This window comes from Paenibacillus hemerocallicola (assembly GCF_006265175.1).
GTDB classification, from domain to species: Bacteria; Bacillota; Bacilli; order Paenibacillales; family NBRC-103111; genus Paenibacillus_AB; species Paenibacillus_AB hemerocallicola.
Genome location: NZ_VDCQ01000021.1, coordinates 36623 through 48266, shown reverse-complemented (window position 1 = coordinate 48266; position 11644 = coordinate 36623). Strand labels below are relative to the sequence as shown.

10 protein-coding genes are annotated in these 11644 nt (G+C 52.0%); all 10 read right to left on the bottom strand.

Annotation, left to right across the window (positions count from 1 at the left end; translation table 11 throughout):
- Positions 1–84: 84 nt before the first annotated feature.
- The 10 genes from FE784_RS42855 to FE784_RS16355 all read right to left on the bottom strand — a co-directional run bounded on the left by FE784_RS42855 (position 85) and on the right by FE784_RS16355 (position 11644).
- Positions 85–237, bottom strand: a complete 153-nt coding sequence (locus FE784_RS42855; RefSeq protein WP_139603300.1) for a group II intron maturase-specific domain-containing protein — start codon at positions 235–237, stop codon at positions 85–87.
- Positions 222–1079, bottom strand: a complete 858-nt coding sequence (gene ltrA / locus FE784_RS16395; RefSeq protein ID WP_281287106.1) for a group II intron reverse transcriptase/maturase — start codon at positions 1077–1079, stop codon at positions 222–224. The genes FE784_RS42855 and ltrA overlap by 16 nt, the downstream gene beginning before the upstream one ends.
- A 153-nt stretch (positions 1080–1232) precedes the next feature.
- Positions 1233–4844: a pyocin knob domain-containing protein gene (locus FE784_RS16390; protein WP_139603298.1), complete on the bottom strand. Its 3612-nt coding sequence runs from the start codon at positions 4842–4844 to the stop codon at positions 1233–1235.
- Entirely contained in the window at positions 4844–5413 is a 570-nt protein-coding gene (locus FE784_RS16385; RefSeq protein ID WP_139603297.1) for a putative phage tail protein, read from the bottom strand. Before FE784_RS16385 ends, FE784_RS16390 begins: the two co-directional genes overlap by 1 nt.
- A complete protein-coding gene (locus tag FE784_RS16380; RefSeq protein ID WP_139603296.1) occupies positions 5410–6960 on the bottom strand; it encodes a baseplate J/gp47 family protein in 1551 nt (516 codons plus the stop codon). Before FE784_RS16380 ends, FE784_RS16385 begins: the two co-directional genes overlap by 4 nt.
- Entirely contained in the window at positions 6960–7421 is a 462-nt protein-coding gene (locus FE784_RS16375) for a DUF2634 domain-containing protein (protein WP_139603295.1), read from the bottom strand. Before FE784_RS16375 ends, FE784_RS16380 begins: the two co-directional genes overlap by 1 nt.
- On the bottom strand, positions 7422–7793 hold the full coding sequence (locus tag FE784_RS16370; protein ID WP_139603294.1) for a hypothetical protein: 372 nt from the start codon (positions 7791–7793) through the stop codon (positions 7422–7424). It lies immediately after the preceding gene.
- Entirely contained in the window at positions 7780–8790 is a 1011-nt protein-coding gene (locus tag FE784_RS16365; protein WP_139603293.1) for an XkdQ/YqbQ family protein, read from the bottom strand. The genes FE784_RS16370 and FE784_RS16365 overlap by 14 nt, the downstream gene beginning before the upstream one ends.
- Positions 8787–9458, bottom strand: a complete 672-nt coding sequence (locus FE784_RS16360) for a LysM peptidoglycan-binding domain-containing protein (RefSeq protein WP_246132056.1) — start codon at positions 9456–9458, stop codon at positions 8787–8789. Before FE784_RS16360 ends, FE784_RS16365 begins: the two co-directional genes overlap by 4 nt.
- Positions 9455–11644, bottom strand: a complete 2190-nt coding sequence (locus tag FE784_RS16355; protein ID WP_139603292.1) for a hypothetical protein — start codon at positions 11642–11644, stop codon at positions 9455–9457. The genes FE784_RS16360 and FE784_RS16355 overlap by 4 nt, the downstream gene beginning before the upstream one ends.

Genomic DNA, 11644 nt, shown 5'->3' with positions numbered 1-11644 from the left:
ATATTTCACTCCTGAATTAGGAACGTGTGTTGAGTAAGCTTGTTAGAAATACCATTCCTGCCGATCCCAGTACTTTGTTGGGAATCAGCGAATTAGAAACCGTAGATTTCTTTGGCGTATGAATGCTCGTACACGCATACGCGTCCATTCGTCCAGATGCCGAAATATTCCCTTTGCATTTCCTATGCCAAAGTAATTACCAAATCCTCGTACGATCTCGTTTAGTTTCTTGAGCATTTCGTCAAGATTTCTACCTTGTTGTCTACGGGAGTGACACTCCGGATTTTATCCTTGTATTTCTTCACTTTAGCGTCAGGAAGTATCAGATAGTCCCTCCAGAAGTTGAATCCTAGAAAGCGAAATCCTTCATCGAAATGTACAACCTTCGTTTTCTCAGGGTGTATTCGCAGTCGTAATTCGTCTTCCAGAATGATCTTTGCTGCTCGGTATGCTTCTTTTGCCTGTTCCTTTGTCTTGCGCAGAATCACTGCATCATCTGCATACCTTACCACAGCAAAGCCCTTCTCCTTCATCCCCCAGTCGAAATGGTTCAAGTACAGATTCGCAAGCAATTGCGACAAATCTCCGCCCTGAGGAGACCCGACTTCTGTTTCATGGAACTGATCACCTTCCATGAATCCCGCCGTTAACCATCCGCGAATGAGCGTCAGCACTTTACCGTCGGTGATTCGCTCATGTACTTTCTCCATCAGGTATTCATGTGGAATTTCATCGAAGAAAGACATGATGTCTAGGTCAACCACATATTTGTATCCGCCGCGTTTTGCACGTCGAATCGTATTTATTGCCTGGTGTGCCGAGTATCCCGCACGGAAGCCAAAGCTGTAATAGTAGAAGTCTTGCTCGAAAATCGGCTCAATGATTTGACGTACAGCTTGCTGGCATACGCGATCGCGGATTGTGGGAATGCCTAACGGCCTTAACTTTCCATTCTCCTTCTCGATGAAATGTCGTCGTACCGGATCAGGTTTGTACCGACCTTGTTGCAATAACCTTTGTAGTTCCTTCAGGTTCATGCTCACGTTTTTCTCGAACATCGCGATGCTTACGCCATCAATTCCGCCGACTACGTTTTTTCCTCGAGCGCATACTCATCCGAGTTTTTTCCTCCAGACTGTTACCAGCTTTCATTTTTTACTGCAAATACTGCAAATTTTCAACGACATCGCCTCCATACAAAATAGCCCCGATTGCTCGGGGCGTTCATGTGCTTATTCAACAGCAAACCAGTTCATCAGGTAACCATTAGGGGCGTTATTGATCCTAAACCCACTGCTGGTAATGTTAGTAATGCTACTATTTATGGCGTAGCCCCCGACCGGGACAAAGGTCTGATTATATCCCGCAAAATAAGCGATTATCTCTTTTGTCGAGAATGACGGGTCTGTCGCTGCGAGTATGATTGATGGTGTAAAGTTAAGGCCACCAACATCATAAAACCCGTCTATGCCCGTATTAATATTGCCCGACGCCCATCGCTTTCCTTCGATCAGTGATCCGATAACGTCATACACTTGGACCCCGAATCTAATATTGCTCGGGATTAGATTGGCGCTACCTGCAACCGTGCCACTTCCGTTATGGTAACCGGCCGGGATCGATTTTGCCGATGCCCCAGGTGTTATTACTATCGCACCTTGATTGGGCATCGTACCGGCCACACCCGCAATATTTGTACCTGTTAACACATTCGCTGCTGGTACGCTGACCTGCGCAACGACGCCGGAACCGTTGTGATAACCGGCAGGAATAGCCACCGTGCCCGTCCCACTCGGCGTCAAGTTTGTTGCACCTCGGTCCGGCATGGTACCCGTCTTCAAGCCACTGCTGTAAAACGTCCGGCCAGCCAGCACTTGACCAACAGTCGCATTGGCATTGGTCGATATAGCCGCTATCTTACTCGCCAATTGTGCGTATGTGTCGCTACCGCTTGCCGACTGCCCCATGCCAGTAATCGCGACAGCGACCGCCGATTTACCGTTACTGGCAGACGTAAAAAGCTCGTTGATTGCTCCGACGACACTCTTGGAGGAGGTGAGTAAGGAGTCCGAATTGCCTTGGTTCCCGGAATGCCATATCGAATATGCATTCGCTCCCATGCTCCAGCCGCCTATTTTGAGCTGATTATCCGTATCCACCCCAAAGTGAACGGCGTGTGAACCTTGGCGATGGAAGGTCATGAACGACGCACCTGTATTGTCTACAGATCGCACTTCTAGTCCGCCGGTTGAACCAGAATTGGAGGCTATTGAGCCGGTTGTCATTGCGGGATACATTTTGCTAGTAGACGTGATACTTTCCACGGTCGTCATCCCGTTTATCGTTTGTCCACCAGCAGAAGTCACAACGGCTGCGCCGCGATGAACGAGACTAGTACCATCATCTTGCAATATTGTTGTTACCCAAGCGCCATCGGAATCTAATTGCGAGACGTTGAATCCGGTCGTGTTTGTACCCACCCCGATATTCATTCCGCCGGTCTGCGCTTGTGACCAAAACCATGCATCATTTAGCATAGATACTTTGGGCTTAGATGCAAATGCAGCATCTCCAGTCACTACCATATCAACAAACGTAGCATGTCCGTTCCCGTCGTCCAAGATGTTGTGTTTTGTGTAGACCTTATGGGTATCTTCGTCCATCCGCAATAGCCATTGGGTCGCCGCGTTATTCGTGAATCCGATACTGGACCCTGCTGCTGGCCTGATATAAAAGGTGCCGGGATTTGTGGTAAAAAGGGAGGCACCCGCAATACTCATAACTCCAGCCCCATCGTCCAAGACGTTGTGATACGTTTCTATAGCTCCGGGATTGCCAAACATCCCGGTTAGGCGTAATTTCTTGCTCCCGTCCTGTGTGGCGTTCATGCCTTGAATATACATGGCGTCCGCGTTCGAGGCTATTCGCACATATCCATTTGTGGCATTGCCGAATAATGCATTGCCATTCGAGTCGTCCAAAAGGTTGTTCCTAGTGAGGACTGATCCACCGAAAAAATTAAGAACCATATCCTTATAATTGACTCCGTCATGCACGGCTTGGATCTCGCCACGATCGTTATTATATCCCATCGTTATCTTTTGGGCGGTGTTGCCGGGGTTACGAACATGGAAAGCTCCATCTACAACGGCTGCTTTGAATGTGGCTAACCCGGCCCCATCGTCCAAGATGTTGTTCTTGGTGTATGCCCCGCCAGTCGTATCGTTCACACGAAGCAACCACGTGTCCACGGCGTTATTGGTGAATCCGACAGCCTTGCCCGAGTATGGCACGATGTTTAAATCATGGCCTCCGATAGCAACAATGACTGGTCCGGCGATGGACATACTGCCGCCGCCGCCGTCGTCCAAGATGTTATTCTTGGTTACCACTTTTCCGGTGGGTTCTATTATAATACCAGCGGCACCACCATTATACGGCTCTGCCCCGAATCCGATATATATGTTGTTTAGGGCTGTAGGCCCGCCGGTGCTTATCCCATACATGCCGATGCTGCCATATGTCGTGCTGCGGTTCCGGTCCATGAACCGCATACCCTTTGCCCATCCGGTATTTTCGTTGGTGGGGGCGGTGATATCCATATTATGAACCGAGGCATTACCAGCCCCATCGTCCAACATGTTATTCGCAGTGGTTATTGCGCCGTTATTCGCGATAACAAGCACGTTCGCGCCGCTATTAGGGGCATTTCTAAAAATGAATCGCGTGGCGTCCAGATACATATCTCCGGTGGCTGCATCGCCCATAATCTCTGCCTTCAAGGTCGCGCCACTACAGAACTGAACGACTGTGTATCGGTCGTCAGGTCCAAGTATGATATTTCCGTTATGTGTTCCGCCCGTTGTTTCCCCGAACCTCGCGACTCCGGTCCCGTCGTCCAAGATGTTGTTATTGGTAAGCACCCTACCAGTTCCGGTAGACATTATCTTAACATCTGTGTCGGCGGAAGACGCCTCCAATGTGATAATGTTTTGTGCATAACTAAGTGCCCCGCGCGCTGCCCCCGGAAGCCCGTAAGAAAGGACACCCCACGAATCCAAAGATCCTTTTATCGTCTGCCCGCCGCCGGAATGGATCATCTCTATCCAAGGCAGGAATATACCAGTACCGCCAACTTCAGGAGGATTTCCTTGGCGCATATAAAATTTGTAGTCACTATATGAAAATGCCAATTGTACTATCGTATCGGACCCTCTAGATACAATCATATTTCCATGAGCGACACCCGTGGGAGCGTTTACTGGGCTTTCCGTCATACGATAGAACCCGGATGTAACTATTGTATTCAGGTCCGTTCCGTGGTCCAACAATATGGATTTCTTTACCCCATCGGAAACTACCGAATCAATCTCGGCCTTCCGCGCAACATCATCAGCCGCCGAAGGAGCTGCCGCCTTGAATCGACCACTCGCATCCCGCTGAACGATCGTATTCCCCGTAGCCGCCGATGTCGCCCCATGCACCCCAGCAGTAGAATTGATATGCGTATTCGCATCTTCCAGGCTCACAGCAGGCGCAGTAAACCAATTCGCTTTGCCGGTGATCCGCTTCACCATATTCGCCAGCTTGGACCATAAACGCGTCGGTGTGTCGGCTCCGTTTGCAGCAATCACGGTATCGTCTACGGCACGGTTGCCGATCTTTGCGTCCGTAACGCTACCGTCTGGGTGGTCAAGCGTGGATGCTCCCTTATGTGCATCAAATGCGCTCTGCGATGCCGCATGGGCATCAATAAGGTCTAGATTCTCGTTATGCGCCGCCCGACTCACGGTTTCATTCGCCAACGGCTTTTTCAATCCTAATTTGGGTGTTGATTCAGGCATTATCCGTACACCTCCAGTTGGTCCCATGTAAGATTCAATGCATCAAGCTGGCTCCAAGTCCAATTCTCGGCGTCCAAATCCCCCCATAGGAAGTAATTGAACTCGTACAGTAAGTCCAGGTGTGCTGGTAAAACGGCACGAACGGCAATGAGCAAGTCATCGATATTTGGGGGAACTCCGAGCGTGTCGACAAAACGTATGGTCACGGCATATTCCGCATGATTTTCTATAACATCGATCGCGCCGTTGTCATACGCTTCGGATACCTCTTTGATCACCCGAGAGGTCGCTGTTCCCGTCCCGCGAAGCCTCGATACGATCCTGTCCCTTCGTTCGCCAAAAGGCTGCTCCGGTGACGGCGAAAGCGCAAGCTCCTCTTCCCACAGATCCAATCCCCATGTAACCCTTCTCGCAAAAAACTGATCCAAGGTGCCATCCAGAGCTTGCCTCAGCCTCTCGAGTTCCTCTCCTTCGGCTTGCAAAATGGACCCCATCACACGCGACGTTTCATAAATTCTCGGTATATAGGACGCCATCTTTCTACCGCGAACGCTATCGATCGGGATCACGTAAACGTCACCGTCCCCAGCACCGCGACTTCCTGCGTACCGACAACCACATTGTCGCTGCTCCCGTTGACAAGCAAATTGGAATAGTCCTGGACCCCGGTCGTGTCGAGAATAGCCTGACCGATCCGAACGTAACGGATGTCGTTGTCGTCCGTGAAAGAAAGCGAACGAATGTAGTCAACCACGTTTTGTCGGGCTGTCGCTTTTACGCTTTCCGCATTGTATCCCGCCGCGATTGTCAACGTTGCGGAGAGATTAATGAAGACCGGAGCCGCGGGCTCAACCGTCACTTTGGCCCCTATCGGCGCCTTGCCCTCCCCTGTATTTTTCGAGAAGGCGGAACGGTACTCCAGTCTGTCGATCCAGAGGATGGTCGATGTATCGTTGCCGAGTCGGAATAAGCGAAGCTGAATATTGTCCGACCCGTTCCAAAAGAACGGAATCGAGACGGCCGCATACGTTTCGCTCAGCTGATTGCCCGTAAACAAAAAGAGAGCGTCCTCGTTACCGTTCTGCGTTGTTTTCGCCCAGTCCATGGCGGAAATATTATAGACGCTGGCTTGAAAAACATTGGACGTGCCTGACAGGTCGTCCGCCTTCAACCATATTCTGGCCGTCCAAACTCCGGGCTTGGGCAACAATCCCGTTAACGTTTGCCACAAGGTGCCTGCTTCTGCCGGGTTATATTCCATCTTCACGCTGTTTCCATCGTTGGAGGCCCCCTGCCCGCCTATCATTTGCAGCTCCGCCTCCGAGACGACAATCCATGGAGGAGCTATATGATTTTGCACCCTATCGACCAGCGATTGGGAGGCCGGCTCTTTGTCGGTGTTGATAATGCTGACGGTCACTGTTCCGGGGCCGTCCCGAACCGGCACGACGGATATGCCGCCTACTCCCGCTACTTCCAACGCCCAGTTGACATAGTCCGCTTTGTTGCCGCTCGCGGATGGACTTCGTACCTTATGCAGAAAGCGTTCGCGCAACGAAGCGTCGCTCTCCGTATCGCTTCCGCCATCGAGCGACGCATCATTCGTGACATTCGTTACACCGGCTGCTGGCGTCATCATCAAACTGATCGCACCGCCGGCCACATTTCCCGCCGCTCCCGCCTCCACAGCTTCGATGTCGGCGATGCCCGTTCCGGTTTCATCCAAAACGATAGACGTTTTTGTCGCAAACTGTACCGAAGATGTCCCCGTCACCCTATCCGCAGGGGTAGCCACCAAAGTACCGGCAGGAACAACGGTATTTGCCCTGCCCGTGAATCGGACTTGTCCGCCGGCCCTCACTGCTGGACGCCTGATTACCCCATGCTCCTCGCAGCGCAATTCCAAATATGCCCCGAACGTCGTGCTCGCGAAACCGCGGCGAAGCACCTCCTGAGCCCATATGGCCGCTTGGGCAAGTTCGATGGAGGCCGGGGCGAGGGCGTCCCATATATAAGAACCCTCCGATTTGTCGAGATCGGAGGGCAGGCTGTCGAGCATGCGCTGGCGTATCGTTTCTTCCGTCTGGTCTTGCAAATAATTCGGCAATGTCGCCATCAACCGGTCACCACGCTTCCGTCAATCCTGGACTTTTGTCCGCGTACATTCGTGACTTCGCACTGAAAATAACAGCGCTCGCCCTCCCACTCGAACGAGAAGGCGCCTACCCCGTACGTACGGGGATCTACCTTTAATGCTTCCGTTGTCATTCGGACGATTTCCGATTCGTTCGCCCTGCGCGATAAATTGCGCGGTATTAACTCTTCGAATTCCTGACCATAGCTGCGCGAATACGCCAAATAAGTATAGCGCTCGGTATGGAGCGTTTTTTTGCACCATTCCAGCCATGCCTCGACGTCGGCACTCGCGGCAATCTTCCCCGTAGGCGTAGTCGTAAAGTCGCCTTTCCCGTAATCGAAACGCCAACTGCGGCCAAATTTAACTTGCCCCCGGGACGTTCCGCCGAGTTCCGTTGCCGGAGAAGAAGCATTGCTAACTGAAGGAAACAAATTCGGCATTTAGCGCACCACCTTGCAAATGACGACCGCTTCGGAGCCGCCTGCGACGGGTACCGCCAAGACGCGATCGCCAGGCTTTAGGCCGTCTTTGAATAGGAGAGCCGCGCCTTCGATTTCCGTTTCTTCGAACTGGAACTCGCCGCTGCCGGACAGGGTTCCCGTGATAGAGCCTCTTAGGGAAAAAGCCGGGAGCTTCAGCTTCGTCTCCCATTCCGCCACCAAATAATCCGTCATCTCGTGCTTGAAGGAGTCGAGCTTGAGCCCGCTTCCGGTGATCGTACCCAATTCGGCAGGGACACCCGTTACCGCGGTAGCGGCATGGCCGGCCATCCGGCTTTCCAGTACGGTTGCCAGCTTCTTATACGGATCCATCCAGGAAGTACCTCCTTTTGACATATTCGTAGGTCGCCAATTCCAGCGTCATTTTCCCGGGTCGGCCGAGCTCGTGGCGCACGGATGTTGCGATCAGCTCCATCCCGCTTCCGGCCAGCTCTACCTTGTCCCCCGCCCGGATCGTATTGACATCTACGGCCGACACGCTGAGCGTCTCCTGAATTCCGGAGAGAAAGCCTTTAGCTGCCGTCACGGCTTCGCTTACCGTGTTGATATCGTTGTCCATGACGACCTTTTGCAAAGTGCCGTAAAGCTCCGTTTCTTTGCTTTCCACGGCCAGCACCGGAGTTGCGCTCTCGGGATTGTCTTCCTTCCCCAGCACCTTCACCTTCGTAACCGTTCCTTCCAGCGTCCTCCGCTGCGTGATCGATTCTACATTGCCGCCGGGCTCCAGAGCCCAGACCGTTTCGTTGCTGCCGAGCGGAAAAAGCTCCAACCCGTTCGGAGTCATCCGGGGACGGTATAACCACCCGCCCTTGCGCGCGGTCTCTTTAAGATCAGCCAAGAGCATGGAGTAGATCGGCTGGGAGCGATATACTTTTTTGCTCAGCGTATAGACGGTATCGGGGATTTGCCAAAGGGATATGTCCCAATCCGCGGCGTATTGCTTCAATCGCTGCGAAGCGGTCTGGCCTGCCGGGAATACATATTCATCCTCCGACTTCGCCATGTAGATCGTCCGGTCATACACGGTCAATGTCAGCCGGTCCGCCCCGCGATAGCTATGCTCGCACTCCCACACGACTCCGGGATTGAGCAAATAAACGAGATCCGAACCTCGATGAGGGACTCCCGATACGCGAATTTCCTGGCCCGGGCGAATATCCGGAAAACCGGACGGTTTCATCAGACTTACCGTTGCCCGATAGGCGATTTCATCGAGAGATTCTTCGAGCGTTATACTTTCGATCAAATCGCCCAGCAAATAGCTGTTATCGAGCACAACCTCATATGCACGGTATTCTGGAACGCTCATGCAGGCATCACCAGCTCTTGTCCGGGATAAATGAGATCCGAATTCGGGCCGATGGCATCCGAGTTCAATTCATAGATTTCGCGCCAACGGCTCCCGGTGCCTAGATTCAGCTTGGCTATCGCCCATAGCGAGTCGCCGGGCTGCACCGTGTACGTTTTCGGAACCGGCTTCAAATCCGGTCGGGACTCCGTATGGGCGCCCCCTCCCCCGAGCTCCGCCAGCGTCCGAATCTGGTAATCCCTCCATGTCCGGAACGTCAAGTCGAAATAAACATCGCCCGGTTCGTTCGGCTTGAACGTACTGTTGTGCGAGGAGATGATGACCAACACATTCACTTCGGAAGGCATAACCATCAGGCGCAAAGGCTGGCGATCTGACATCCATGTATTGATCTGATTCATCATGAGCTGAGGATTCGGGATATCTTCATAACGACAATAGCTTAAGTCGGACACAGCCGGGAAGAAGGACGAGAACGAAATTTCCTTGATTCTCTCCCCATGAGGGAAGTCGACCTCCCCCAGATTGACGATCTGGAACGTTTCGTAGCTGCGGTCCCGCCTGATGCTGATTTCCGACGGATTGACCGGAAACCACAGCTTTAAGCCGGAGGAGTCTTCCAGCGTAATGTCGATCGGCTTCATTAAATCCGGATACGCTGCGCTCATCTCGTCACCACCTGATTTTCCATCGAAGCTTTCATTTTACTGACGATTTCCCAGCCGATCCGTCTAGCGAGGCTTTCTTCGTCGATTTCTTCCTTGGGCATTACGATTTGGACGCCTTCGACGGAGATGTTGTAGGTCGGAGTACTGGCAGTGACTTTCGGATCCACTGTTGCAGTGCCTAAACCTCCAGTCGAATCAAAAACCTGTGACGGCCAAGCGTTCTGTGGATATAGCTGCATTTCGGAATTCAATATGGGGAGGCTGGTGAGCAATCTGGCGTTATTTTGTCCTCTCGGTTCGAGAAACTCGGCCGCATTGGATAAAGCCTGTGCATTAACTTGTTCAACCTTTTTTTTCGATTCGTCGTCTTTCGATCCAAACCACATATTGCCGAAAAACTTCCCGGCTTTCTCTCCTAGCCAAGCACCCGCCATTCCTCCTGCAACTGTCCCTGCGCCTGGAAGAAGCATAGAGCCAAAAATCGATCCTATCGCTGCTCCGCCTGCTCCTATTACCGATTCAACTATTGCGGTCTGTTTATTTTCAGCAGTCGCTATATTCATGGCACCGGATAGAACACTCGTCAGTGCAGTCGTTTTACCAATAGATTTTAGTAAGCTTAAACCATTGCCCATCGTATTCGACATAAAACCCATATGGGGTGGCGGGAAATATCGTCCGGGCCTTGATTTCATACCTGATGTATCGTGGTCTGGATTTACTCGTGTTGTAGACTCTGTCCGCTTGGTCTGTTCATCCCCTGCACTTCGACCATCGAATTTTGGAGCATTCGAGTTCAGTCGCTCTCCGCGCTCTTCCTTCAATGCCCCGTCGGTCTGGGACGCTGATGCGGCTTCCTTGGCTAGTTCGTCCTTCGTACCACGGTCGTCAACCTTTGGGGAATTGGGCTCCAACTGTCTTCCGCGCTCTTCACTCATTGTCCCATTAGCCTGAGTAGCTGATGAGGCTAGCTCGGCTAGCTCATCCTTTGTACTGCGGTAGTCAGCCTTGGGGGCGCTAGGCTTCAGTTGCTCCCCACGCTCTTCTTTCAGCGCCCTATCCGTCTGGGTCGCTGATGAGGCTTGACCAGCCAGTTCATCCTTTGTACTGCGATCGTCAGCCTTTGGGATGTTAGGCTTCAGCTGCTCCCCACGCTCTTCTTTCAATGCCCTCTCAGCCTGGGTCGCTGATGTGGCTTGACCGGCCAGTTCGTCCTTTGCACTGCGGTCATCAGCCTTTGGGATGTTGGGCTTCAGTTGCTCCCCACGCTCTTCTTTCAATGTCCTATCCGTCTGGGTCGCTGATGAGGCTTGACCAGCCAGTTCGTCTTTTGCACTGCGGTTGTTAGCCTTTGGAGTGTTGGGCTTCAGTTGCTTCCCACGCTCTTCTTTCAGCGCCTCATTCGCCTGAGTCGAGGATGCGGTTTTCTCGACTTGTTCGTCCAGCTTGCTGGGATCGTCTGCCTTTGGGGTGTTAGGCTTCGTCTGCTTTCCCCGCTCTTCTTTCAGCGCCTCCTTCGTCTGAGTCGCGGATGCGGCTTTCTCGGCTAGTTCGTCCAGCTTGCTGGGGTCGTCTGCCCTTGGGGTGTTAGGCTTCGTCTGCTTCCTGCGCTCTTCATGTAGTACCTCTTCAGTCTGGGTAGCTGATGTAGCTTCCCTGGCCAATTCATCCTTCGTACTTCGGTTACTCCCGGAATCATTGCCATCAGGGAGATTTCTTCGCCTTTTAAATATATCTTTTATCTTTTTCAATTCTGGAATAAGATTTTTAGAATCACTATAGGCACCTGGAAGAGCAGCTAAAAGTGATAGCATTGCAATTACTCTATCGAAAGTAGAAAACTTTTCTTTTTCATTCTCTTCCGTCTTAATATCATCTACCTTTAATGCCATAAGCCCTAAATGTGATGCCAATGAGCTTACAGAGGATGTCAACGAGTCTATACTTAAAGCCTGTTCAGCAACATTCGTAGCTAAATGATTCAGCGCTTCGGTCAGGCCATTATCCGGAACTTGCGTCTCGGGCCCAAATTCGATGGCCGCCAAACTAGCCAAAGCCTCGGCCGCCCGCTCGGCATACTGCTCCATCCGAAAAAATGCCGTAGTCGTCCGATCCACGAATTCCCGCAACCGATCCTGCGAACGTATCATCCGTTCAAAGCTAGCCAAATGCATTGCTGCATCCAT